This window comes from Soonwooa sp., assembly GCF_032062245.1.
Taxonomy (GTDB): domain Bacteria; phylum Bacteroidota; class Bacteroidia; order Flavobacteriales; family Weeksellaceae; genus Soonwooa.
On sequence record NZ_DAMBQF010000004.1, the window covers coordinates 1 to 26222 of the forward strand.

At 36.4% G+C, this 26222-nt stretch carries 25 protein-coding genes; 14 read left to right on the forward strand and 11 right to left on the reverse strand.

Features of this window, described 5'->3' with window-relative positions; all coding sequences use genetic code 11:
* Positions 1 to 202 precede the first annotated feature (202 nt).
* Positions 203 to 358, reverse strand: a complete 156-nt coding sequence (locus RT037_RS03665) for a hypothetical protein (RefSeq protein ID WP_313028251.1) — start codon at positions 356 to 358, stop codon at positions 203 to 205.
* A 176-nt stretch (positions 359 to 534) separates the two neighbouring features.
* Between RT037_RS03665 and RT037_RS03670 the strand changes: the two genes are divergently transcribed.
* From RT037_RS03670 to RT037_RS03680, 3 genes are all read left to right on the forward strand, one after another.
* Positions 535 to 1731, forward strand: a complete 1197-nt coding sequence (locus RT037_RS03670) for an aspartate aminotransferase family protein (protein WP_313028429.1) — start codon at positions 535 to 537, stop codon at positions 1729 to 1731.
* Positions 1732 to 1867: 136 nt separating this feature from the next.
* The gene (locus tag RT037_RS03675; protein ID WP_079668351.1) at positions 1868 to 2254 is read left to right on the forward strand and encodes an START-like domain-containing protein; all 387 of its coding nucleotides are present in this window, start codon (positions 1868 to 1870) and stop codon (positions 2252 to 2254) included.
* Between the two features lie 52 nt (positions 2255 to 2306).
* Entirely contained in the window at positions 2307 to 3113 is an 807-nt protein-coding gene (locus RT037_RS03680; protein ID WP_313028430.1) for an aminotransferase class IV, read from the forward strand.
* Between the two features lie 66 nt (positions 3114 to 3179).
* Here the strand turns inward: RT037_RS03680 and RT037_RS03685 are convergent, their stop codons facing one another.
* Both RT037_RS03685 and pdxH read right to left on the reverse strand, forming a co-directional pair.
* Entirely contained in the window at positions 3180 to 3755 is a 576-nt protein-coding gene (locus RT037_RS03685) for an N-acetylmuramoyl-L-alanine amidase (RefSeq protein WP_312323644.1), read from the reverse strand.
* Positions 3756 to 3980: 225 nt separating this feature from the next.
* The gene (gene pdxH / locus RT037_RS03690; RefSeq protein WP_312323643.1) at positions 3981 to 4625 is read right to left on the reverse strand and encodes a pyridoxamine 5'-phosphate oxidase; all 645 of its coding nucleotides are present in this window, start codon (positions 4623 to 4625) and stop codon (positions 3981 to 3983) included.
* A gap of 78 nt (positions 4626 to 4703) precedes the next feature.
* Here pdxH and RT037_RS03695 point away from each other — a divergent pair, with 78 nt between their 5' ends.
* Complete coding sequence (locus RT037_RS03695; RefSeq protein ID WP_312323642.1) at positions 4704 to 5252, forward strand: YqgE/AlgH family protein; 549 nt, start codon at positions 4704 to 4706, stop codon at positions 5250 to 5252.
* A gap of 9 nt (positions 5253 to 5261) precedes the next feature.
* Here RT037_RS03695 and RT037_RS03700 read toward each other — a convergent pair whose 3' ends face one another.
* On the reverse strand, positions 5262 to 5756 hold the full coding sequence (locus tag RT037_RS03700; protein ID WP_312323641.1) for a DNA mismatch repair protein: 495 nt from the start codon (positions 5754 to 5756) through the stop codon (positions 5262 to 5264).
* Positions 5753 to 6247 carry a metallophosphoesterase family protein gene (locus RT037_RS03705; protein WP_312323640.1) on the reverse strand — a complete coding sequence of 165 codons (495 nt, stop codon included), beginning with the start codon at positions 6245 to 6247 and terminating at the stop codon, positions 5753 to 5755. The genes RT037_RS03700 and RT037_RS03705 overlap by 4 nt, the downstream gene beginning before the upstream one ends.
* A 325-nt stretch (positions 6248 to 6572) precedes the next feature.
* On the opposite strand from RT037_RS03705, the gene truA reads away from it, so the two are divergent.
* Together truA and RT037_RS03715 are read left to right on the forward strand one after the other, a co-directional pair.
* Positions 6573 to 7310 (forward strand): tRNA pseudouridine(38-40) synthase TruA, encoded by a 738-nt coding sequence (gene truA, locus RT037_RS03710; protein WP_313028254.1) that lies wholly within the window; start codon positions 6573 to 6575, stop codon positions 7308 to 7310.
* Positions 7311 to 7313: 3 nt separating this feature from the next.
* The gene (locus tag RT037_RS03715) at positions 7314 to 9071 is read left to right on the forward strand and encodes an ABC transporter ATP-binding protein (RefSeq protein WP_313028257.1); all 1758 of its coding nucleotides are present in this window, start codon (positions 7314 to 7316) and stop codon (positions 9069 to 9071) included.
* Positions 9072 to 9145: 74 nt separating this feature from the next.
* Here the strand turns inward: RT037_RS03715 and RT037_RS03720 are convergent, their stop codons facing one another.
* The 4 genes from RT037_RS03720 to RT037_RS03735 all read right to left on the reverse strand — a co-directional run bounded on the left by RT037_RS03720 (position 9146) and on the right by RT037_RS03735 (position 13683).
* Positions 9146 to 10339, reverse strand: coding sequence for an efflux RND transporter periplasmic adaptor subunit (locus RT037_RS03720; protein WP_313028259.1), 1194 nt, complete (start codon positions 10337 to 10339; stop codon positions 9146 to 9148).
* 24 nt (positions 10340 to 10363) lie between these two features.
* Entirely contained in the window at positions 10364 to 11635 is a 1272-nt protein-coding gene (locus tag RT037_RS03725) for an ABC transporter permease (RefSeq protein WP_313028261.1), read from the reverse strand.
* Positions 11636 to 11736: 101 nt separating this feature from the next.
* Positions 11737 to 12966, reverse strand: coding sequence for an ABC transporter permease (locus RT037_RS03730; protein ID WP_312323124.1), 1230 nt, complete (start codon positions 12964 to 12966; stop codon positions 11737 to 11739).
* Positions 12967 to 12993: 27 nt separating this feature from the next.
* Entirely contained in the window at positions 12994 to 13683 is a 690-nt protein-coding gene (locus tag RT037_RS03735) for an ABC transporter ATP-binding protein (protein WP_312323130.1), read from the reverse strand.
* 144 nt (positions 13684 to 13827) lie between these two features.
* On the opposite strand from RT037_RS03735, the gene RT037_RS03740 reads away from it, so the two are divergent.
* The 6 genes from RT037_RS03740 to murC all read left to right on the forward strand — a co-directional run bounded on the left by RT037_RS03740 (position 13828) and on the right by murC (position 20708).
* Positions 13828 to 15183, forward strand: a complete 1356-nt coding sequence (locus RT037_RS03740; RefSeq protein ID WP_313028262.1) for a TolC family protein — start codon at positions 13828 to 13830, stop codon at positions 15181 to 15183.
* Between the two features lie 66 nt (positions 15184 to 15249).
* On the forward strand, positions 15250 to 15879 hold the full coding sequence (locus tag RT037_RS03745) for a CoA pyrophosphatase (protein ID WP_312323120.1): 630 nt from the start codon (positions 15250 to 15252) through the stop codon (positions 15877 to 15879).
* Between the two features lie 50 nt (positions 15880 to 15929).
* Positions 15930 to 16733: a lysophospholipid acyltransferase family protein gene (locus RT037_RS03750; protein ID WP_313028263.1), complete on the forward strand. Its 804-nt coding sequence runs from the start codon at positions 15930 to 15932 to the stop codon at positions 16731 to 16733.
* Between the two features lie 41 nt (positions 16734 to 16774).
* Entirely contained in the window at positions 16775 to 18724 is a 1950-nt protein-coding gene (locus RT037_RS03755) for a 7TM diverse intracellular signaling domain-containing protein (RefSeq protein ID WP_313028264.1), read from the forward strand.
* A gap of 8 nt (positions 18725 to 18732) precedes the next feature.
* Entirely contained in the window at positions 18733 to 19332 is a 600-nt protein-coding gene (locus RT037_RS03760) for a response regulator transcription factor (protein ID WP_312322762.1), read from the forward strand.
* A gap of 38 nt (positions 19333 to 19370) precedes the next feature.
* Positions 19371 to 20708, forward strand: coding sequence for a Mur ligase family protein (gene murC, locus RT037_RS03765; RefSeq protein ID WP_312322763.1), 1338 nt, complete (start codon positions 19371 to 19373; stop codon positions 20706 to 20708).
* Between the two features lie 291 nt (positions 20709 to 20999).
* Here murC and ybaK read toward each other — a convergent pair whose 3' ends face one another.
* Both ybaK and RT037_RS03775 read right to left on the reverse strand, forming a co-directional pair.
* Complete coding sequence (gene ybaK / locus RT037_RS03770; RefSeq protein ID WP_312322764.1) at positions 21000 to 21473, reverse strand: Cys-tRNA(Pro) deacylase; 474 nt, start codon at positions 21471 to 21473, stop codon at positions 21000 to 21002.
* Between the two features lie 21 nt (positions 21474 to 21494).
* Positions 21495 to 23552, reverse strand: coding sequence for a TonB-dependent receptor domain-containing protein (locus RT037_RS03775; protein ID WP_313028268.1), 2058 nt, complete (start codon positions 23550 to 23552; stop codon positions 21495 to 21497).
* Between the two features lie 118 nt (positions 23553 to 23670).
* Here RT037_RS03775 and RT037_RS03780 point away from each other — a divergent pair, with 118 nt between their 5' ends.
* Together RT037_RS03780 and RT037_RS03785 are read left to right on the forward strand one after the other, a co-directional pair.
* The gene (locus tag RT037_RS03780) at positions 23671 to 24822 is read left to right on the forward strand and encodes a homogentisate 1,2-dioxygenase (protein ID WP_313028271.1); all 1152 of its coding nucleotides are present in this window, start codon (positions 23671 to 23673) and stop codon (positions 24820 to 24822) included.
* A gap of 97 nt (positions 24823 to 24919) precedes the next feature.
* Entirely contained in the window at positions 24920 to 26191 is a 1272-nt protein-coding gene (locus tag RT037_RS03785) for an acetyl-CoA hydrolase/transferase C-terminal domain-containing protein (protein WP_313028272.1), read from the forward strand.
* The last annotated feature ends 31 nt before the right edge of the window (positions 26192 to 26222 follow it).

The following is a 26222-nucleotide window of genomic DNA, read 5'->3' on the forward strand; positions in this document are numbered from 1 at the left end:
ATAAATTAAAAATTTTAACCTGAAAAATTTGCAGATTAACATAGAACATCGGGGCGCAGATTCGTGTTCCCAGTTAATATTCGAATCCAAAAAACAATATTCTAAAACGATTAAAAGTTATTTATCATTGAAGATTATAAACGAAGGTTTTAATCTTAAACTTTATCTTCGAAATGTGTGACTCTTTTTCACTCTTTTATGTTTAAACATCCAAATAATACAATTTTTCACCTTCGAACAATGGACGAACAAAGGACGAACAAACATCGAAGAAAGGACGAACAAATATTCTTGTAATTCTACACATAGAAAATTCTATTAACATTCTGCTCCCAAGACGCAACCCAACTTCTTTCAAAAGTATATTTTCTATTATCCCTTTTTGAACTCAATGCGAAACCTAAATTCTGCATTTTACTTTAAAATCTTTTGTGGTTAAAAAAACATAATAGAATTAAAACCACAACTTCGTTTTCCATTCCGAAACTAGGTCGTAAATTTGCATCCGAAAGACTTATGATTAAGACTATGGATATCAAAAACAATTTTTTTAAATATCAGGCGCAGACAACGCCTTATGCAGCAGGTTTCGAAGTAGAAAGAGCACAAGGAAGTTACATATACGGTAAAGATGGCAGAGCTTATTTAGATTTCGTGGCGGGCGTTTCGGCTAATACATTGGGACATTCTCATCCCAAAGTTGTAAAGGCTATTAAAGACCAAGCCGACAAATATCTTCATGTAATGGTCTACGGCGAATATGCGCAAGAAGCACCTGTTAAACTTTGTCAACTTTTAGCGGAAGCAACACCAGAACCTTTAGAAGTAACATATCTGGTTAATAGTGGTGCGGAAGCCATCGATGGTGCATTAAAGTTGGCAAAAAGATATACAGGAAGAGAAGAAATCATCGCGTTCAAAAATGCATATCATGGCAATACGCATGGCGCATTGAGCGTGGCAGGTAACGAAGTTCACAAAAGAGAATTCCGTCCTTTGTTACCAATGATCGACTTTATCGAATATGACAACCAATCAGATTTAGAAAAGATAACAGAAAAAACCGCTTGCGTTGTTGTCGAAACCATCCAAGGTGCGGCAGGATTTATTACACCATCCGAAAATTATTTCATTAATTTAAAGAAGCGTTGCGAAGAAGTTGGAGCGCTTTTAATTTTGGATGAAATTCAGCCCGGATTTGGTAGAACTGGAAAATTATTCGCGTTCGAGCATTATGGCATTGTTCCAGATATTTTGGTGATGGGCAAAGGTATGGGCGGTGGCGTTCCTGTTGGGGCGTTTATGAGTTCTCGCGAGATTATGGAAAGTTTATCACACTCACCAAAGTTAGGACATATCACGACGTTTGGCGGAAATCCATTAATTGCGGCGGCTTGTCTCGCAACTTTAGAAGAGGTTTTAGAAAGTGGTTTGATGACTTTAACAGATGAAAAGGAGCAACTTTACAGAACATTGCTTGTTCATCCACAGATAAAAAAAGTAAATGGTAAAGGCTTGATGTTGGCAGTAGATTTAGGAACGCCAGATTTTACACTTGCTGTAGCCAAACGTTGTATGGAAAAAGGTTTGATAGTTTTCTGGCAATTGTATCGCAATGAGTTTTTAAGAATTTCGCCACCATTGACGATTTCTAATGAAGAAATCACGAAAGGATGCCAAATAATTTTGGAAGCTATCGATGAGGTTTTAGAATTAGATAAAAACTATTAAATCAAAGTTTTACAGAATTAAAGAATAGATGACAAAAAACATATTTTTTTGTCATTTTTTTTATATTTCAGTAACATAAAGCATTTGCAAATAAGAAATTAATTTATATATTGCGCCCTGATTATAAATACGATTTATGGCAAAAACGAAAGTTCATTACGAATATAATATGCACTGTCTATCAGAGATATTGTACGAGTATTTAGCAAGTGCGGAAGGTCTGTCAGAATGGTTTGCCGATGAAGTGGTTGAGCGAGGAGATGATTTTTATTTTAGCTGGGGTGGTGGACCTGCAGAAAAAGCAACATTAATCCGTTACAAGCCGGAGAGTTTTGTTCGTTTTCGTTGGGAAGAAGACGAAGGGACAAAATATTTCTTCGAGTTGACTATTGTTATCGACGAGCTTACTGAAGATTTGTCACTTAATATTACAGATTTCTGCGACGATGGCGACGAGGAAGAAAATCGTCTATACTGGGAAAACCTCGTAGAAAACCTTAAAATAAAATTAGGAGCAGCCTAACAAACTTATTATATAATGGACGATTTTTATCGTTCATTGTTTTTTTATTATGATGCAAAAGTTAGAATATATAGAAGACAATCTACAGACTGTTAACCGCGCTTTTCTTTTTGGAGATGCGGTTTGGGTGTCATTTTTTGTTCGAAATTCGGAGTTGATAATGTCAGAAGAATCTTATTTCTTTTTGATGGCGTCGATGCGAAAAATGCGTTTCAATATTCCGTTGTCTTACACCTTGGAGTTTTTTCAGGAGCTATTTAAAAAAGAAGTTTTACAAAAAGACGTTCAGAATGCGATTATTAACCTGATGGTGTATCGTCAACAAGATAATACTGACGATCTTCCAAAAGCGACAACATCTTTCTATTTCGAGGTTAAAAGAATGGCAGATCCTTTGTCTATCCAATCGTCAATAGAGTTGGATATGATTAAAGAAATCAATGTCAATTCAAATTTGTTGAGCAACATTCGTGTGCATTCTCCAGAGAATATCTATGCAAGCATCTACGCAAAAGACAATGATTTGGACGATTTGATTTTATTAAATCCGAACAAACGTATTGCGAGAAGCATTTACGGGAATCTTTTATTTTTACAAGGTAATACGATTAAAGTTCCGAAGCAGACCGAAGGCGCTTATATTTCACCATTGATGGAGAATTTTGTAACTTTCGTTCATAAAAACAAATTGGCAGAAATCGAAGAAGCTGAAGTTATCGCTTTCGAATCTCAAAAATCGGATGAGATTATCAGGATTTCGGATGAAAAAGGAATACACACCGTTTCAAAAATTAGAAATAAAACTTTTGAATCCACAAGATTTACAGAAATGCTAGAAGCTTGGAAAGCGAGTTTCTAGAAATTAATACACAAAAAAATGCTTCTGATCATTCGGAAGCATTTTTTATTTGTTCTAAAATCTCAATTACTTTTGCGAAACAAACTTTAAGATTTTTTCAGCAGTTTCAGTTTGACCTTTTTCGCTGCTGTAGTAGTTTCTGTCGTCTTCATTTGAGATAAAACCCAATTCTAGTAACAATGCTGGCGATGTGCTTTCTCTTAAAATATGAAGATTAAGATGTTTAGTTAAGCAGTTATCAAAAGAAGTAGCTAGTTGGCTTGCTATATTTTTAGAATTTTCGTTGTCTTGATAATAGATTTCTGCACCTTTTTTATCAGTGTTTTTTAAAGCCTTATTCATGTGAAGAGAGATCAATAAATCTGGTTTCACTTTGTTGGCATAGCCAGAACGATCAGCTAGACTTGGATAACTGTCGCCATCACGTGTCAATAAAATTTCGATGTTTTCATCTTTGTTAAGTTCTTTAATCTTCTTAGCGATGTTGAGAACAATGTCTTTTTCTTGAAGGTCATTGTGCGTTGCGCCGTTGTCAGTTCCGCCGTGTCCAGCATCAATAATAATTATTTTTTTGTTTAATCCTGTAAAAGATAATCCAATTAATAGTGCGGCTGCGATTGTTAATGTTAAAAGTTTTCTCATATTAATTTATTTAGAAACAAATATGCAGATTAGAATCCGAATCGGCTTGTTAACTTCTTGTAAAAATTGTTAAACTATGTGAAAGGCGCAATAAGGATGGAAGCGGCATCCTTTTGTTATGGTGATTGAGCGCAGTGAAATCATCATAAAAAAAGATACAGCGGACAGCCTGACCCGAGTTGTGGGATAAGCTAGGCGAGGGGATTGCCATAAAAAAAGACTAGCTTATGGTGCTAATCTTTTAATATTCCAGTCGAGTTCGTTTTCTAAGTTGTAGATTATTCTGTCGTGAAGTCGATTAGGGCGACCTTGCCAAAATTCGATTTCATAAGGTTTTGCAAGATATCCACCCCAATTTTCTGGTCTTGGAATTTCCTTACCGTCCAATTCTTTTTCTAGATTGTGAAGTTTATTTTCTAAATATTCACGGTTCGGAATTTCCTGACTTTGCGGCGAAACCAAAGCGCCGATTTGACTTCCTCTTGGTCGCGAATGAAAGTAACCGTCACTAAGATTTGGAGCAATTTTTTCGAGATTGGCTTTAATGATAATTTGACGTTCCAAGCTTGGCCAAAAGAAATGCAAACAAGCCTTGTGTGTCGCTTCTATCGCTTGACCTTTGCGACTACCGTAATTGGTGTAAAATATAAAGCCATTTTCGTTGTAAGCCTTTAACAGAACCATTCTTGTACGTGGACAACCGTCTGCCTCAACAGTTGAAATTGCCATTGCGTTGGCTTCTACCACCAAAGGATTTTCTTCGGCATCCAAATACCAATCACGGAATTGCTCAATAGGATTATCGCGGATTTGGTCTTCTGTAAGTTCTGCTTTCTCGTAAGATTTTCTGTGTTGATGGAGGTCTTCCATAATCGAATTATTAATATTTGAATAGCAATTGATTCAAAAATTATTGCTAAAAAATTATATTTTACTTAGTTTTGAGTTATGAATAACTCTTACAAAGGTAAACTTTTAATCTCAACGCCTGACGCATCGGGTGATATATTTTCGCGCTCTGTGGTGTTGCTACTCGAGCATGACATGCATGGTGCGTTTGGACTTATCCTCAACAAAAAGAACAAGTTGATGAGTGATAAGCTAAATGAGATTTTTGGTTTTGAAGTGGAAGTCTATGATGGTGGACCTGTGGAGCGTGACCGTATTTTCTTTATTATTAAAGGAAAACCTGTGACTGAAGATTTTAGTTCTATCGGTGATGATTTTTATGTAACCGAAGATATCCAAAAAGTGGTTGCTGCAATTGTTGAAGACGATTTGGAAGTTAATCAAATGAAAGTATTTGCAGGATATTCGGGTTGGGGTGGTATGCAATTAGAAACCGAAATCAAAAATAAATACTGGACAGTGGTTGATGTCTATAACCTTGACTATACTTTCCCGAATGATAAAGGTCTTTGGCGCGATATTATGCAAAATCTTGGTGGCGATTTCCTAATTTTCGCAAACTCTCCAGATGATGTCACCATGAATTAATTTTTTGAATTATTTAAAAATAAGTTCGATACTGCCAGATTGATGGTAGAAGAATCCGTCGTCGTCATATTCTACATCGGCTAAACCGCGGATAACATCATACACCATATTTTGTAAAACACCATCGCCAATTCCGTGGATGATTATCATACGTTTTAGCTTGTGTTTTCGACAAAACTCGATTGATTCTAGAAGCTTTTCTCTCTGAATCATCAGTCGTTCAAAAGATTCGTAGTCGTGCGGATTTTTGACAAGATTTTCGAAATGTAAATCGATTCGAAATGCTTCTTTTTTATGCTTTTTGGAAACTGGTTTTGTGTTTTCCTTTTTTACAGAAACTTTGATGTCATCATAAAGACTTTTATCTAAAAGCAAAACTTTGTCTTTTGGAAAGAAATAAACAAATCCAAATTCGTCTTTTACATCGTAACCATTAGGTTTAACCGATGTTATGTGCCCACGAAAATCGTCATCCAAAATACTTACTGCGTCTCCGATTTTCATTTTGGTCCGAGTTCTATAATTTCTAAATCTTTGATTTCTGTTCCGACGATTGAGAAGCGCATCATCGTGCGGACTTTGTGCCAACCTTGCTTGCCACAAGCACCTGGATTAAGATGCAATAATTTATTTTTTTCGTCATACATCGCCTTCAAAATATGCGAATGTCCAGAAATGAATAATTGTGGTTGTTCTTCAGCAATATGTTTTTTGGCAAGTGGCGTATATTTGTTAGGATAGCCTCCAATGTGGATCATCAAGACTTTAACATCTTCACACATAAAGCTATTAACTTCTGGGAAGATTGTTCGGATTTTGGCTTCGTCGATGTTGCCGTAGACGCCTCGAAGTGGTTTTAGTTTTTCGAGTTCTTCAATGACTTGCATACTTCCAAAGTCGCCAGCATGCCAAACTTCGTCCACGTCTTTGGCGTAAGATATAATCCGATCATCGATGTAAGAGTGACTGTCAGAAAGCAACAAAATCCTTTTCATACAGCAAAGGTCTTGTTTTTTCTTGAGTTTTGAAAATTGATTTTTTTCGATATTTTTAAAAAGCAGAAATGTCTGTATTAAAAAGGCTTTCAGGGTTCTGAACCCTGAAAGCCTTCTTGTCTTGTACCACGAATTTTGCGTTAGGGATGGAAGCGGCATCCTTTGGGGTTGGAGTGAGGCGGCGGAGCGTAGCGGAGCCGTCCGAGCGACAAGCCTAAAGATAGAGCGGACAGCCCGACTTTTTTGCGAGGGCTAAAGATTGGGCAAAAAAGGAACGCCCAAAAAGTTAAGGTTAATTGAAAAAAAATCAGGAAATTTGCACCCGATGCGATACTTTATAGAATTTGCTTACGATGGCGCACCATACTTTGGTTATCAGGTACAACCCAACCAAATTTCGGTACAAGAAGTTTTGGAAAAAGCTTTGTCAACCTTATTGCGAGAACCAATAAAAACGACTGGCGCAGGCAGAACGGACACCGGTGTACACGCCAAAAAGATATTTGCACATTTTGATTTCGAAGGCGAATTGATGGACAATCTTGTACATCGACTCAATAGCTTTTTGCCTGAGAGCATCGCTATCAAAAGAATTTTTGAAGTTGAGAATGATTCGCACGCAAGATTTAGTGCGACTTACAGAACTTACAATTACTTTATTTCAACCGAGAAAGATCCGTTTACGAAAGATTTGGCGTGGCAGCTTTGGCGCAAAAAATTAGATGTTGACGCAATGAATGAAGCTTGCAAAATCCTTTTTGAATATTCGGATTTTACGAGTTTTGCGAAATTACATACCGATAACAAAACCAATATTTGTAAAATCTATCAAGCGAATTGGGAACAAAACGGAAGTTTGTTGAAATTTACAGTTTCGGCGGATCGTTTTCTTAGAAATATGGTTCGAGCAATTGTTGGGACGATGATAGAAGTTGGCGATGGGAAGTTGAAACCCGAAGATATGCATCGCGTTATTACAGAGCAACATCGCAATTCTGCGGGAACATCAGCGCCTGCGCACGGATTATTTTTAGTAGATGTTGGCTATGATTTTTTAGATTAAAGAATGGAAAAACAAAATACTTGGCAGATTGTCAAACGACTTTTTATGATTGGGATGAAGTTCCGGTCATGGTTTATTTTGACATTGATTATCTCCATTTTGCTATCGTTGGTGTCGACTTATCGTCCCTATTTAACGATGGAAATTGTCGACAACGACATTACACGCCTGAAAGATACAGGCTTGATGATGAAGCATGTTTACATCCTTATCGGATTAGTGATTGCGGAAATGTTGTTGAATTTTTTCCTTGTTTATTTTTCGAATTTTATTTCGCAGAATGTCATCAGAGATATTCGTGAGCGATTATACAATAAGCTGATTTATTTCAAAACTTCTTTCTTTGACAAAACGGCTTTGGGACAGTTGGTAACGCGCGCCGTTGGCGATGTCGAAACCATTGCTGTGGTCTATACCGATGGATTTTTGATGGTTTTCGGAGACATTCTTAGATTGGTTTTTGTGCTGGTTATGATGTTCCAAGTGAATGTGGAACTAAGTTATATTTCGTTGGTGATTTTGCCGTTGATGGTCGTTATCACGAGGTTTTTCCAAAAACGATTGAAGAAAGCATTTGGTGACGAAAGAAGTTGGACTGCCATCCAGAATAGTTTTGTGCAAGAGCGACTTTCGGGGATGTCGATTATTCAGGTTTTTAATCGTCAGGAAGCGGAGTTTAAGAAATTTGATGATATTAATATTCAACTGAAAGCAGCTTTATTGAGGACGGTTTTTATCTTCTCCTTATTCTTTCCGGTTGTTGAATTAATTTCGTCCTTGTTTATCGGATTTATTCTTTTTTATGGCGGTTTTATCGAGGTTAAAGCTGGGGTTATTATCGCATTTATTCAGTTTATCAATATGTTGATTCGTCCGTTGAGACAGATTGCGGACCGCTTTAACAACATCCAACGAGGTTTGGTTGGTGCAGAACGTGTGCTAGGCGTGATGGACGAGACCAATGCAATGCCGAATGATGGTAAAATTATTAAACACGAATTCGCTGGACAAATTGAATTTAAAAATGTTCATTTCTCTTATGATGAAAAACAAGAGGTTTTAAAAGGGATAAGTTTTAAAGTTAATCCTGGCGAAACCGTTGCTATTGTTGGCGCGACTGGCGCGGGAAAATCCACGATTATTAGTTTGCTAACGCGTTTGTACGATATTAATTCTGGTGCGATTTTACTAGATGATATCGAAATCCGAGATTACGAACTATACAATCTTAGAAGTCATATTGGTGTGGTGTTGCAAGATGTGTTTTTGTTTCACGGTTCTATTTTTGAAAACTTGACGTTGGGCGACGAAAGCATTACTTTGGAACAGATAAAAAAAGTGGCAAAAGATATTGAAGTCCACGATTTTATCGAAAGTCTTCCTGGTGGATACGATTATGTGGTGAGCGAAAGAGGTTCTTCCATTTCGTTAGGACAACGTCAGCTTTTATCGTTTTTAAGAGCTTATTTGTCGGATCCTAAACTTTTAATTCTTGATGAAGCGACGTCTTCCATTGACCACGAAAGTGAAAAATTAATACAACGTGCCACCGAAAAAATTACGCAAAACAGAACGTCAATTATCATCGCACACCGACTTTCGACCATCGAAAAAGCGGACAAAATTATCGTGATGGAAAAAGGTAAAATAGTAGAAGAAGGCAAACACGACGAGCTTTTGGCTTTGAATGGCTACTATGCTTTGTTGTATAATAATCAATCGCGCGATTCGGAAAGTGCGGAAGATGTTGAGGGAATTTAAAATCTATTTAATCATTACAAAATAAAAAAAGCGACTTCAAGAGAAGTCGCTTTTTTCTTTATAAAAACTGAAGTTTATTTTTTCTTTTCTTTAAGTTCTTCTTTGTCTTTGTCGGAAGGATTCCAAACTTTAACTTCTGCATTTTTATCAATACCAGAAAGGATCTGAACATTCACGCCATCACTTGCGCCAAGTTTAACATAGACTTTTTTGAAGCTTCCATTGGGCTGTTTTACTTCAACAAAAGATTTGTCAACATTGTTTACTTTTTCATACTGGATCAAGGATTCGTCCAATAATAATGCATTCTTTTGACTGCTCAATACAACCTCACCATTCGCACTAAAACCAGCACGGATGTATTCGTTAGTTTTGTTGTAAACATCGCCTTCTACAGCAAATTTTATCGTACCGGTTTCTTCCTTGCCTTTCGGTGCAATCAGCGTTAACTTACCAGGAAAAGACTTGTTTTGAAGGGCACCAATCACGATGTTCATGTCCATACCTTCTTTTAGTTTCCCAGCTTGTGCTTCATCAATTGTCCCTTGGAAGATTAATGAACCCAGATCTGCAATCGAACAAATCGTTGTCCCAGGGTTAAAAGCATTAGCTTCGATAACTTGGCTACCAACTTTCACAGGAATTTCTAAAACCGTTCCTGCCGCTTTTGCGCGAATCTGCGTTGTTGCCATACCTTGCAATTCTGGTGTTGCTCCTGTTTTTACAATTTGTAATCTTTTTTGAGCCGCATTCAGTTGCTGATTTGCAATTTTTTGTTGCTGAACTGTCGACTCATATTGTTGTTGCGCCGTGATATATTCTTGTTTAGAAATCACACCTTGCTTGTACAATTTGTCTTGCATCGCAAATTGTTTCTGTTGATTCGATGCGTTGATTTGCGCATTTTTAACCTGAATCTGTGCGTTGTTTATATCTTGCATGGCGCCATTAACGTCAGACACCGTTGGGATAATTCTCAAAGTTGCTAAAAGTTGACCAGCAACCACTTTGTCGCCTTCTTCAACTTCGATAGCGGTGATAATTCCCGACATATTGGGTTTAATCTCGATTTCTTCGCGTGGAACAATTTTACCTGTCGCCATTACTTTATCTTCAAGCGTCGATATCGATGGTTTCCTCGTTAAGAAAAGTTCTTTTTCCGCAGAATTCGATTTAATAAGATAGCTAATGCCCATCGCCAAAGCTGCAAAGACAAGAAGTCCAAATAGGATGTAAAGAATCTTTTTGATGTTGAACTTTTTTTTCATTATAATAGTTTATTTATTTAAAAATTATTCGGTTCTTAAGGCTTCGATTGGTCGTATTTTAACAGCTCGTTGTGCAGGAATCATCCCAATTAACAAGCCTAAAATTAACATAATAGCTAATGCCGAAAATACATTACTGTAATCAACCGTTGGGTTATAAAATGGGAAAGTATCGTTGTTTTTCGTGGCCAAATCGAGTCCCATTAAGAGGAAAATTCCGAACAAAAATCCGATAAGTCCCGATGATAAAGTGATGACAACACTTTCTAACAAAATTTGGTTACGGACTTCGCTTGGTTTTGCACCTAAAGCTCGACGGATTCCGATTTCTTTAGTACGTTCTTTAACGGTAATTAAAAGGATATTTGAAATCGCAATAACCCCCGCCAAAATCGTCAAAGTTCCGACAACGATGGTCAAAAATTGCATTCCAGTTAAGAAGCCTGTCAACTTTTTGAAAGCTTCACCAAGGTTAAAGCTTCCGTAAGCATTGGTATCTTCTGGTGAAGCGTGATATTCTTTTTTAAGCTCGTCTTTAGCTAGATTTTCAACGATTTTTACATCAGCATCAGGTTTACTAACAATGGCAAAAAAGTCGACAACATCGCCCGCATTGTACATTTTGTTATACGTACTGAATGGGATATAAGCAGATTGATCGCTTTCTAGAGGACCGCCAGATTTCCCGACACGGAACACACCAATCACCGTGAAAAACATACCTTTGATGTTAACCGATTTGCCGATTGGGTTTTCGTTCTTATTAGCATCAAAAAAATTTTTATAAATCTCTTCACCAATTACCGCAACATTTTTGCTGCTCGACACATCGGCATCGTTGATGTATCGTCCGAAAAGTAATTTTTTCTGCGAGATTAAATTCCCTACAGGAAAGTCACCAGTCAATACATAAGTTGCCGACTTGCCATTTCTAGAGATTTGCTCGGGTGGATTTCCAAAATTTCCACGGGCACTTTGCGGTGAAATATAATCGATTTCTGTGATTTTTGATTTTAAAAGTTCAATGTCTTTAAGGTGAAGTTTCATCGTTCTACCTTTCGGAAAACCATCGAACGGAATGGTAGTGTTCTGCGCCCAAAGGAAAATAGAATTGGTAGCAAATCCCGCAAAAGCTTTGTTAAAACCGTTTTCCATACCTTTTGCAGCACCCAAAAGACTGACGTACAAAAACATGCCCCAACCTACGCCAATCATGGTGAGGAATGTCCGAAGTTTATTATTACTCAAAGAATAATAAATCTCCTGCCATGTATCTAAACTGAATAAAATTTTCATTCTGTGGTCGAAGCTTTTTGTTTTTATTATTAAATTTTAAATGCCAGTCTCATGAGATATTACATTTAAAAATTCGATTTTATTTTTATTTAAAAAAAAAATTATTCTGCTCTTAGAGCTTCAATAGGTTTAATCTTAGAAGCTCGATATGCAGGGATAAATCCGGCAATTGCACCTGCAAAAATCAAACAGAAAAATGCAGTAGATATTAATCCCAAACCGACAGATGGATCGGTGATGAAATAATCTTCCAAACTATCGCCGATTAATTTTAATGTTAAAACACCAACGCCAACGCCTATCAATCCCGAAATTACCGTAATCACAATACTTTCTTGAAGAATAAGAGCCACAATCCCTGCTGGTTTGGCGCCAATCGCTTTTCGGATTCCGATTTCTTTAGTACGTTCTTTAACGATGTACACCATGATGTTGCTAATGCCGATAATTCCTGCTAAAAGTGTCCCAAGCCCTATGAATCCTACAACCGCCGAGATAACGAACATAAACATAAAAGATTCTTGATTGTTTTTAGCATTGTTTCTCACAACCACCGCTTGCTTGTCATTAGGCGAAATGCTATGACGCTCTTTTATTTTTTTCTCAATTTCGTCACCGTATTTTATGGCTTGATCAGGAGACATTTTTTGATCATAGGATAACATGATGGTACTCAAACTGTCAGATCCTTTTTTCATCTGTTGCAAAGTCGAAAGCGGTACAACTACATGACGCTCGTCCCAGTCGCCACCTGCGTCAGAAAAGACACCAACAACGCGAAACATCGTCCCATTAATCTGAATCATTTTCCCGATTGGGCTTCCATCTTTGATAAGGTCACGCTGAACCATTCGCCCGATGGATGTTACATAAGCTTTGCGATCGATATCCATTGGTGTTATGTAACGACCTTCCATCATATTTCGGTTTTCCAAAAATTTTTCATCAGGATTAACACCTTGTATTTGATAAGTTCCACTTTCGCGACCGTATTTTACCATCCAATTGGCAGTGTAGCGAGGCGACGCATATTCGCTTCTACCTTTTGAATTTTTCTCGATATCGTCAAAATCTTTATTGTCAAGTGTAATTGTCCTGTTAGATTGTAATCCAGCGTAAGCTTCTGAGGTACGACCCGTAAAAACCATGATAAGATTAGCCGCATCTCTTGTAAAAGCCTGTGCAAAAGAGTTGTTAAGCCCATTACCAATACCGAAAAGAACAATGAAAATAAATAATCCCAAAGCTACAGTAAAGCCAGAAAGCACCGTCCGTAACACATTACTACGAATGGAACTAAATATCTCCTGCCAACGGTCTATGTCAAACATATTACTTTAGTTATTTAATTTTAATTCTTATAAAACGATTTGTTTAATAAAATCATCGCTTTCGATTTTACCATCTTTTAAGACAACATTACGTTTGGTTTGTGCAGCAACATCAGGTTCGTGGGTTACGACAACAATCGTTTTTCCTTCGTTGTTAATGTCTTGCAAAAGCTTCATAATATCATGCGTCGTCTGCGAATCTAATGCACCAGTGGGTTCATCCGCCAAGATAAGTTTAGGTTCGGTGATTAGAGCGCGAGCAATTGCAACACGTTGTTTTTGTCCTCCCGACATTTCGCTTGGTAAATGGTTTGCCCATTGTCTAAGTCCAACTTTTTCGAGATATTCTAAAGCTTTTTGGCTTCTTTCTTTACGACCAACACCTTGATAATATAATGGAAGAGCAACATTTTCGACTGCTGTTTTATAATTAATCAAATTAAAGGATTGAAATATAAATCCTAAAAATTTGCTTCGATATTCTGCTGCGCGACTTTCTGTCAAATGTTTGATGGGGACGCCATCTAGTTCATAAATACCAGTGTCGGCTTCGTCGAGAATACCGATAATATTTAATAACGTAGATTTTCCCGAACCAGAAGAACCCATAATCGATACAAACTCACCTTCCGAAATATTCAGGTTGATACCTTTCAGAACATGTAGTTTGCTCTTACCAATATCATAGGATTTGTTGAGTTCTTCAATTTTTAAAATTAAATTCGACATATTCTCGGCTTATATTCTAATAGGTAATTGAGATTGTTAAAAAGTTACAATTATTTTCAAAAAATATATTTTTTTTAATTATTGCGTAACAAATTATCAATTCTTGAGTCTTATTGTGTATAAACTATTATTATGACAATTCGTAATGTATTAGCAGCTTCGGTAATTTGTTTTGGCGTTTTCGGTTATGGTCAAAAGATTTGGACATTGCAAGAATGTGTGGACTATGCAGCAAAAAGCAATCTTCAGGTCATCCAAAATTCTTACAATAAAAAAGTACAAGAATCGAATTTAAGGATTGCAAAAAAAGAATATTTACCGAGTGTTAGCGGAAGTATTTCTAATACGGCGACTTTCGGACAAAGCCAAGATGTATTTGGAGTGTCGCAACGTAATGATAATTTTAATAACAATGCGAATGTCGGTGCTAATATTTTGGTATTTAACAATGGGCGTTTAGAAAAGAATATTCGAAAAGTTCAGTTTGATCTAGAAGCTTCGCAGTTTGATGTGGAAACGATTCAGAACAATATCTCGTTACAAATTGCACAACAATATTTAAGTATTTTATTAAATAAAGAAATTGTAAAAATTTCGCAAAGCGCTTTGCAAAATGCACAAAAATTGCGTGATCGAGCGAAAATAACGACAGATGTTGGGACAACTGCACAAACGATCTTGGCAGAAGCTGACGCTGCTTTAGCTAGAGAAAAACAAAATCTAAAAGTGGCGGAAGTTAATCGTGATAGAAGTCGTTTTGCACTTGCCCAACTATTGATGTTGACCGATTATAAAGAATTTGATGTCGCTGATGTTCCACTACTATTTGATCTACAAGCGCCAGATTTGGGTGTCGAGCAAGTTTTGGATAAAGCCTACGGAAATCAACCTCAGATAAAAGCTGCTGAAAGCCGTATCAAATCTTCGGAAGCCCAAACTGAAGTTGTTAAAACTGCTTTCTGGCCGACGATTACAGCTAATGGAGGAGTTGGTTCGTTTTATTTCAATTCTTTGGCAACCAACACAGTTGGGATTAATCCAGATGGTACGCCAATTAAAGAGCATGGTTTTTTCCAACAATACAAAGATAATTTTGGTCAACAAGTTGGGATTTCTGCGAACATTCCGATTTTTAATAAAGGCATAACGAAACTTCAGGTAGAGCAATCCAAAATCAACCAAGACATCGCAAAAAATAATCTTGACCAACAAAAACTGGATGTTAAACAAAATGTGCAAAAAGCAGCTTTCGACGCGGATGCTAACTATCAAACTTTTTTAACATCTGTAGAAGCTGAGAAAAGCACCAAGTTGGCTTTAGATTTTGCAGAAAAAAGTTATGAAGCTGGTCGTACAAGCATCTATGATCTCAATATTGCTAGAAATAATTATGCAAATGCACAAGGAAGCGTTGCACAAGCGAAATTCAATTACTTATTTAGTCAAAAATTGTTAGATTTCTATTCAGGAATTCCTTTAAGTTTATAAATAAATTTCTTTAAAAAGTTAAATTTTAAGCTTTTGATTTGTTTATTATTTGATTAAATTTGAGACATGCGAAAGTTTGGAAAAGATTTATTAATAAATCTAAAAAATGCTGATTTAAAGGGCGAAGATGCACATTGTATCTATTCGCCAGCTTACCGACCATTGTTTTCTTACGATGATATTTTGACCAAGAATCCTAAGTTTGCGGCGGTTAATATTTTGTTGTACTTAAAAAATGATGAGTGGCATTTCCCATTGATGGTACGTAGCGAAAATGAGCACGATCGCCATAGTGGACAAATATCTTTGCCAGGAGGAAAGCGGGAAGAGCAAGACCTTAATTTTGCTGATACTGCGAAACGCGAAACCTCAGAAGAAATGGGTATTGATCCGCATTATATCAGAATTATTCGTGAGATTTCTCCGATTTATATTCCGCCGAGCAATTTTTATGTCCACCCATTTATTTCGTTTACTAAAAAAGATCCAACTTTCATTTTACAAGAGAGCGAAGCTGCGGAGTTAATCGAGTTTCCGGTGAGTTCTTTATTGGCGTTGCCAGACAAACCAAAAATGATGACAATGGCGACCAGCAGAGGATATGACGTTCCTGTTATCGATTTTAATGGTTATCTTATTTGGGGTGCGACCTCAATGATTTTGAGTGAGTTTAGCTTGTTATTGAAAAATGTTTAAATTTGCGCTTCGAAAAAAATCAGACCAGCGCTGAGTTATAACTGCAAAAAATGGCGAAAAAAAATATTTTTACAGACTCTTTTGGGAATATCTATGTCCTCAAACGTTTTATAATTTTTATATTAGGTTTGGTGTCTTATCGCCGTTTTAATGGTTTTAATAAACTAAAAATTACAGGTTCCGAAAACCTTGTTGATCTACCAAAAACCAATGTGCTTTTTGTGTCGAATCACCAAACTTACTTTGCGGATGTTGCTGCAATGTATCATGCCTTTTGTTCTGTTAATAACGGATATCTTAACACCATCAAAAATCCAATTTATCTGTTAAATCCCAAAGTTGACTTCTATTATGTTGCTGCGGAAGAAACGATGAACAAAGGACTTCTTGCCAGAATTTTTAAAATTGCAGGTGCGGTGACCGTTAAAAGAACTTGGCGTGCCGAAGGGCAAAATGTTAACCGAATGGTTGATATGAGCGAAGTTGAAAACATCATGAAAGCCTTGGATAATGGTTGGGTAATTACTTTTCCACAAGGAACAACTTCCGCTTTTGCGCAAGGGAGAAAAGGAACCGCTAAATTGGTGAAAAATCAAAGACCTATTGTTATTCCGATAAAAATAAACGGTTTTCGTAGAGCTTTCGATAAAAAAGGTTTGAAAATAAAAGTCACGGGGACTAAGCCAACTTTGGAGTTTAAACCTGCTTTAGACATCGATTACGACAACGAATCACCTGCAGAAATTCTTGACAAAATTATGGTCGCAATTGAGCAAACGCCCGAACATAACCTACTCCACGAGTACGATGAAGAACTAAAAGCGCGGAAAGCAAAAGACGATCCTAAAGTCTAATAAATCAAAAACCTACGAAATTTTCGCAGGTTTTTTTATTAATGGAAATACCTAATATTCGGTATGTTGCATGTGTGAATATATGTTTAGATTTACATATGTTCTCGTATAGTCGATTTTTCATATTTTTTTTAGTTATCAGTTGTTCGTTTTTCTTCGGACAGCAAAAGTCTCGTGACACTTTTTTAATAAAAGGTGCTAACTGGGAGCAGATGGCTGACTATGTGAGTTTTTTTGAGGATAAGTCTCAAAAGCTTTCTCTAGAAGAAGTTTTGAAGTTAGAGCGCAATCATCAGTTTAGAAAAAAGAAAGAATATCGAGTATTCAACAGTAGATATACAAGATCAGACTTTTGGTTTGTCCTTCCTATTAAAAATGTAAGCGAAAAAGATTTGCAATTGGTTTGGAGTTTTTACAATAACAATTTCAAGGTCGATTTTTATGACATAACGAAAGCTAAGAATGCGAGACTATTAGCTCAAGTTTCACCAGAGCAAATGATTGATGAAAGACCCTTTGACTCCCGTGCTTTGTGTCTACCTTTTACTCTAAAACCAAAAGAATTCAAAAAAATTCTGGCTAAAATTAATATTACAAATGCTAATCAAATCTATTTTTTGTCGGACGTTACAACGGTAGAAGATATGTTATTTTGGGAGCAAAATTATGCCATGACAGTTGGGCAATTTTTGGGATATTTTAGTTTTATGTGTCTGTTTAATATTTTTCTTTTTTTTATCTTAAAACAAGAGGTGCATTTATGGCATGGTTTCTATGTTTTCAGCATTATTTTGTTTACACTTAATGAGAATATTGTAGATGTTCTACTGCTGCCAAAGTGGCTTTATCATTTTTTGTTAAATTTTCCAAAGATGTATTGGCTGCTGGTTTCGTTGATTTTTTGTATCAAAGTTTTTCAGTTGTTTACAGATCAAAAAAGGAATTTTCCTAGATTATACAGGGTTCTTTTTTTCTGCAGGAATTTGATTATTGTTACGGTTGTGATTCAATTTTTATTGTGTGTTTTTTTTAATGTACAAGACACAATCGCATACGAGTTTTCCATTTTTTCTGATAGTTTATTATTGCTTGTATCAATTTTGGTGTTCGTTTCAATAATTTATCAAAGCATTAAAGGCGATAAGAATAGTATCTATTTTCTAGTAGCATCACTTTTTATTTTAATAGCATTTATCAATTATATGCTAGATGCCATATGGCAAATGCAGTTATTCTACTTTCAGCCAGGAAATATTTTGGTTGGTATGATGGTGGAAGTTTCTCTTTTAACAGCCATTTTTATAGTAATAATTGTTAAACAAAGTCGAGAGAATAGGAAGCAGTTTGAAGTGAAAAGTGTTGAAAACCAGAAGCTCTCCAAAATGATGCTTAATTTACAAGAAGAAGAACGTAAAGAGATTGCACAAGAAATTCATGACGGTGTCGGAAGTCATTTATCTGGATTGAAATTATATATTCAGAATATTTTTGAATCTAAAAAACCAATTCAAGAGGATGTTAAATCTGATATTTTAAGACAAATGAAAAATATTTATGAAGACCTGAGGAATATTAGCCATCAATTAATGCCAGCTTTTATAGAAGATAGCAAGATTAATGATTTGTTGACAAATAAGTTCGAACAATATCAAAGACAGTTTCCGAATATCAGATTTGGATTTCAGGAAAATATCGAAGGTGCAAAACTATCACAAACAGAGCGTTTGCACACTTATAGGATGATTACCGCACTTGTCGACAATGCGATAAAACATTCTGAATGTACAGAGATCAACTGTCAAATTTATTATGAAGACAAACATCTCGAAATAACAGTGGAAGATAACGGAATTGGTTTTAATCTAGATTCGGATTTTTCAGGAATCGGAATAAGATCTGTAAAAAGTCGCGTCAATTATCTTAAAGGCAACATTAACATCGAAAGCAATAAAGATGGTAGTATATTTATCATCAGCATACCAATAAAGTAAATAACATCATGAAAACTCAATTTATAATCGCCGATGACCATCCTATTCTCGTCAAGGGTATTAGCGATATTATCAAAGAGCATCAGTTAGGCGAAGTCATTGCCACTGCAAGTAATGGACGGGAGTTACTTCAAAAACTTAACTCTTGTCATCCAACATTTATTATTTTGGATATTAATATGCCTGAGTTAAATGGGCTAGATGCCGCTTTAAAAATTAAAAATTTATACTCTAGTATTCCGATTTTGGTGGTTAGCATGAACGAAGATTTGACCGTAATAGAAAAGTTGAAAAAAATAGGAGTCAACGGTTTTATTCCGAAATCTTTTGAAAATGAAGATTTACAAGCAGCAATTAATCAGATTCTAAAAGGTGAAGAATATTTCCCAAGTAGTATTAATGCTAAATTTTTTCAGAAAAAGCAATTAAGTCAACGCGAAGTTGAAATCATAAAACTCATCATCGACGGGAAAAGTAGCCGCGAAATTGCAGAATTATTAAAACTAAGTGTCTTTACTGTTGATACCCATCGCAAAAATATTGGTCGAAAAACAGGTGCTAAATCTGCTCTTCAACTCAGTAAAATAGATTTAAATGAGAATGTCTAGACTAATTTTTAGTACTTTTGTTTCAAATTAAAATTGAATTGAAAACGCATTTTATTGCAATCGGAGGTAGTGCGATGCACAATTTGGCGATTGCGCTTAAAGATAAAGGATATCAAGTAACAGGTTCCGACGACGCTATTTTTGAACCATCGCGTTCTAGACTAGAAAAGAAAGAGATTCTTCCTGCTGAGTTGGGTTGGTTTCCAGAAAAAATAACATCTGATATCGATGCTGTTATTTTAGGAATGCACGCGCACGCTGACAATCCAGAATTAGCAAAAGCGAAAGAATTAGGTATCAAAATATATTCGTATCCAGAATTTTTGTACGAGCAATCCAAACAGAAAACACGAGTTGTTATTGGCGGTTCTCACGGCAAAACGACCATTACATCAATGATTTTACATGTTCTTAATTTTAATAAAAAGGACATCGATTATATGGTTGGTGCACAGTTGGAAGGTTTCGATTGTATGGTGAAAATCACTGAGGATAACGATTTTATGATTTTGGAAGGCGACGAATATTTGTCTTCAACGCTTGATCCAAGGTCTAAATTTTTGTTGTATCAACCCAATATCGCATTGATTTCTGGAATTGCATGGGATCACATCAACGTTTTCAAAACCTTTGATGATTATGTTGATCAGTTCAGAAAATTTGTGGCAAGTATAACGCCTGGTGGTGTTTTAGTTTATAACGAAGAAGATGCTGAGGTTGTAAAAGTTGTAGAATCTGCAGAAAATTATTTCAGAAAAATCCCTTACAAGACGCCAGACTACGAGATTGTTGACGATACAGTCTATTTAAAAACCGAAATGGGCTATATTCCGTTGTCGATTTTTGGAGCACATAATTTGCTAAATCTTGAAGGCGCTCGACATATTTGCCAGCAACTGGGCATTATGGAAGAAGAATTCTATGAAGCGATCATGAGTTTCAAAGGTGCGTCCAAGCGTTTAGAAAAAGTTGAACGTCCAGATGGCGGCATTTTATACAAAGATTTTGCGCATGCACCGAGCAAGGTGAAAGCCGCTGTTAAAGCCTTTGTAGAGCAATTTCCTAACAAAACCAAAAACGGATTTTTAGAGCTTCACACCTATTCTAGTCTTAACCCGATTTTCTTGGAACAGTACGACCATGCGATGGACGGATTGGACAATGCGGTGGTTTTTTATTCGGAAGACGCTTTGAAAATTAAAAGAATGGAAGCCATTTCTCCAGATTTTATCAAAGAAAAATTCAAAAATGAAAACTTAAAAGTTTTCACCAATGCCGAAGATCTTCATCATTATTGGGCGACTTTGGACAAGAAAGATGGCGTCTTTTTGATGATGAGTTCTGGTAATTTTGGAGGGCTTGATTTAACAAAATAAAATTTAAAAGAATAATTATTTGGGCGTGTCCCTCGTATTTTTCCTTTGCCAAACCTCATAGGTTTTTAGAAGCCTATGAGGTTTTCTTTTGCCAAAATCCTCGGGTCGGGCTCTTTGTTGCAATCTTTGAGCTTGGCGCTCGGACGGCTCCGCTACGCTCCGCCGCCTCACGCCAAGCCAAAGGATTTCCATGTCGATCCCTCACGCGGGATGTTGTGTTGTAAGACAAGAAGACTTTCAGGGTTCAAAACCCTGAAAGCCTTTTAATAATTTATATCAGTTCTGAATAATTTAACTACACAAATCCGCAAAGTTAGCTTCGGTTACAATTTGTAAATCCTTTGGATCCAGAATAATTTGCAAACCACGTTTGCCAGCGCTTATGATGATTTCGTTTTCCAGAGTTGCTATTTCTTCTATATAAGTTGGGAAAGCTTTTTTCATGCCAATTGGCGAGCAACCACCTCGGATATAACCAGTTGTAGTCAATAAATCTTTAAGAGGAAGCATTTCGCAGTTTTTGTTCCCCGAAGCTTTTGCTAACTTCTTGAAATCCAGCTGCGCATCACCTGGAATGACGGCCACCAAAAATGGATCTTTTTGACCTTTCAGAATTAAAGTTTTATAAATTTTCTCCGCCGAAATTCCTAAGGATTCTGCGACATGTTCGGCGCTGAGGTCGTTTTCGTCAACCTCGTATTCTTGAAGTTCGAAGTTGATATTTTGCGATTCTAAAATCCGTACAGCATTTGTTTTCTTAGACATGATTTTTAATAAAACCTAAATTTAAAACTTTTTTGATTTTAATTCCCATTTCGCACCGATAAAACTTCGGATGCCTTGCATCGGCGCATAACCATAAGTTGTATCAAAAGTATAATGGTTTGGGTTATTTGCGGGATCATCAATCTGTTGGTCGAACGGATCATTTGGACGCATAATTGGATTTTTTGGTCGGAAGTTCAAAAGGTTTTTTACACCAGCATAGATTTCAAAATGCTTGAATTGCTTCCTAACTTGGATATTCGCCAATGTAAAAAACGGAGAATATTCTGGTCGAAAATCGTTTTCCAAAATCGGCAAACGCATCGGTCCATAAAATTGTCCTGTGAAATCAGCAATCCAATTATTTGGAAAATAATAACTCAAATTATAGATGCCACTCCATTTTGGAGCATGCAATTGTTGTATTTTCTCACTGTCCGATTTTTGATAAACATCCATGTAGGTAAGTCCTAGATTTATTTTTAAAGGTGAAGACCAAAGTAGATCCATATTTAATGACAAACCTTTAGAAATGGCGTGATCAGCCAAGTTTGTAAAAATAATTTTATCAGGATCTGTATCAAAATCACCGATAATTTTATTCGTGAAATAAGAATAAAAACCAGATATATCGATATTGATTTTAGAATCTCCAATCGGGATTTTAGTTAGATAATTATAAAATGCGTTGTAGGATTCTTCGGGTTTCAGGTCTTCGGAAATTACAACGTCACGAGAACCTGTCAAAGCGGCATGATCTTCTGTAAAAACATGTACCACACGAAATCCTTTACCGATACTTGCTCGGAAAGTGTTGTTTTCGTTAGGATTAAACTTCCAAGCCAAACGTGGCGAATGGATCGCGCCGTGCTGATTATCATAATCTAGTCGATAGGCGAGAAGTAAAGCATTGGATTTCGAAACTTGCCATTCGTCTTGTAGAAAGGCGCCGTAAAGATTTCGGTTTTGTAAAGATGATGTAGCTGGATTGGTTTCTGTAGCAACAGTATTGTCGTCATAAGAGGTCAATTTTGTTGTAATGCCAGAAGTTAATTGGTGTTTTCCTAACTTTTTCAACCATTGGATTTGACCGAAAAAGACTTGTTGTTCTGCCAAAAATGATGTGTCGCCGTAATATGAATCTTGATGATGATAATTATAAGACCACAAGGTTGTGATGTTTTCGGAAGTTGGTAAGTCGTACAACGCAAAAGCCTCCAGGCGGTTGGTGTAGATGCTTTCACCGTAGATTTGGTCACTTCCACGGTTCTGTTTGTTCCAATCCATTTCGCCACCGAAACGGTCTTCATAATAATAACGTAATCCTAGACTTGCTTTTTTGTTTAGTTTTCGTTTAAAATTCCATTTATTAAAAACAGAAATTCTGTGTTGTAAAGGTGTATCGGTAAAGTTGTCTTTGTTGAGATCAATTCGATTTCCAAAATAAAAATGGTTGAGACTCAGTAGACTCGATATTTTTGGATTAATTTTAAAACTCGTCGCTAGATCGAGATTCAGTTCTGCATCCGATGAAGAGGAATAGTCGAGGCTTAGTTTTGGTGATGTCAACGGATTTTTTGTAATAATATTGATTATTCCACCCATAGCTTCGGCGCCATAAGTTGCTTCGGCTGGACCTTTAATAACTTCGATACGATCAACCAAATTGCTTGGTATTCCGCTAAGTCCGTATACGGTTGATAAGGAGCTGACAATTGGCATTCCGTCGATAAGTATGAGCGTGTAAGGACCTTCCATACCGTTGATGTGGATATCGCCAGTGTTACAAACTGCACAGTTAAGTTGAGGTTTGACACCGTTAATCATCGCCACCGAATCGAAAATGTTGTTAGTATTACTTTTTCGTAAAAAAGCCGATGAATAGACTTCTATTGGGATAATACTATTCGTTTTCTTTTGCGGTCTTTGATGTTTAATAATGTTAACACCTTCTATTTTTTTTGAATTAAAAGTTGAGCTTACAGCTATTGTATCACTGTCTATTTGCAAACTATCAAGCTCTTGCGAATATGAAAAAGCGGATAAACTAAGCGATAAAATTAAATAAGTTTTGACCATGTTATTTTAAAGTTAGACAAATCTAACAAAAATATTTGAGTGAGAAAATTTATTCTAAATTTTTAATGTTTAAGAAATGCTTGAAAATGATTAAATTTGAAAAAAGCGAAAAGTAAAAATGAGATATCATAGCTCCGGAAATATTCCACAGAAAAGACATACAGTTTTTAAGTCGCCAGAAGATAATTTCTATTACGAGCAATTGTTCGGGACAGAAGGTTTTCATGGGATTTCGTCGTTGTTGTACCACATCCACCGTCCTACACAGATAAAGGAAGTGAAGCTTTACAAGGACGCAACACCACAAATTGCAGTGGCTAAAAACATTCAACCAAGAATGTTTAAGGGGAAAGATGTGACGCCAGAAGATGATTTTTTGGAGAGCAGAAAGATTTTGATGTTAAACAATGACCTAAAAATGGGACTTGCCAAACCTCGAAAATCTACCGGATATTTTTATAAAAATGCCCATATGGACGAGTTGTTTTTTGTGCATGAAGGAAAAGGTGTTCTTAAAACTTTTGTTGGAGATTTAGAATTTGGGGTTGGAGATTATTTGATTATACCGCGCGGAACAATCTATCAAATGGAATTTGAAACCGAAAACAATGTTTTATTTTTCATAGAAAGTAATTCGCCAATCTATACACCAAAACGTTACAGAAACGAGTTCGGACAATTGTTAGAACATTCGCCTTTCTGTGAGCGCGATATTATTGTACCGACACTTTACGCACCAAAAGACGAAAAAGGAGAGTTTTTAATAAAGGTTAAAAAAGAGGACATGATTTGGGATATCACCTATGCGACGCATCCATTCGATGTTGTGGGCTGGGATGGTTTCTTTTATCCGTTCAAATTTAACATTAAAAATTTCGAACCTATTACAGGCCGCGTACACCAACCGCCTCCGGTACATCAAACTTTTGAGGCACACAATTTTGTCGTTTGTTCCTTTGTGGCGAGACTTTTTGATTACCATCCATTGGCAATTCCTGCGCCATACAACCATTCTAATATCGATTCGGACGAGGTTTTGTTTTATACCGAAGGCGATTTTATGAGTCGTAATCATATCGATTTGATGGACTTTACATTGCATCCTGGTGGGATAGTGCATGGTCCACATCCTGGCGCGATGGAACGCAGTATCGGTGTTAAAGAAACGCATGAATACGCCGTAATGGTTGACCCTTTCCGTCCTTTGTTATTGACAGAGGAAGCGATGAAGGTTGAGGATCCATCGTATTTGACAAGTTGGCTAGAATAGCGAATGTTCGCTAGATTACATGACAAATCTCATTTTTTCATGTTTTAACAAAGTGCTAATTTTAAATAATACGACTAAATAGTAAGTAAAAGTAATTATGATAAACTATGTAAGTGCGGAAGAGGCTGTATCTGTGGTTAAAAGCGGTGATCGTATCTTTTCACACGGAAGTGCATGTACACCCAACTTTTTGTTAAACGAATTGGCAAAACAGAGTCACAGGCTACAAAATGTGGAAATGGTTTCTATCACTCAACAAGGTGATGTTGCTATTGCACAACCCGGTTATGAAGGAAGTTTTAAAATAAATTCTTTATTTGTCTCTACACCAGTTCGGCAGGCTGTTAACTCGGAAAGAGGAGATTTTGTTCCAATTTTTTTGAGTGAAATTCCAATTTTATTTAAAAATAATATTTTGCCTTTGGATGTTGCGATTATAACTGTGTCGCCACCAGATAAGCATGGTTATGTTACTTTAGGAACTTCGGTTGATATAGCAAGATCTGCTGTTGATACTGCCAAAATTGTTATAGCACAGGTTAATCCAAAAATGCCAAGAACACATGGTGACGGGATGGTCCACGTTAGCAAAATCGATAAATTTGTTTGGCATGAAGAGGAATTAATGACCATTGATTATGGTGCGAAAGCTGGAGAAGAAGAAGCCAAAATCGGTAAATATGTTGCAGAACTTATCGATGACAAGGCAACAATCCAAATGGGTATTGGGACTATTCCTGATGCTGTTCTTAAATCTTTAGGAAATCATAAAGATCTCGGAATACATACCGAAATGTTGAGCGATGGCGTTATCGACCTTATCAAAAATGATGTTATTAACAACAAATTCAAAGATTTTCATAATAATGTAAGTATAACGAGTTTTTGTTTTGGGACTAAAAAATTGTATGATTTTGTAGATGATAATCCAGCGATTGCATTTTTGGATGTTCAGCATGTTAATTTCCCAATCAATATCATGAAAAACAAAAAGATGCATGCGATTAACTCAGCAATCGAAATTGACTTAACAGGACAAGTTTGTGCAGACTCTATCGGGACTTATCAATACAGCGGCATTGGAGGACAAATGGACTTTATGCGTGGTGCTGCACTTAGCGAAGGAGGGAAACCAATTATGGCTTTAAGCTCTCGTACCAAAAAAGGAATTCCGAGAATTGTTCCGTTCTTAAAAGAAGGTGCTGGCGTAGTGACGACTAGAGGTCACATGCATTATGTTTGTACAGAATTTGGGACTGCCTATTTGTATGGTAAAAACCTAAAACAACGTGCAAAAGCTTTAATCGATATTTCGCACCCTGATGATCGCGAAATGTTAGAAAGAGCTGCTTTTGAAAGATTTAAATAAAATTTTAGTTTAAACTAAATTCAAAAATAAA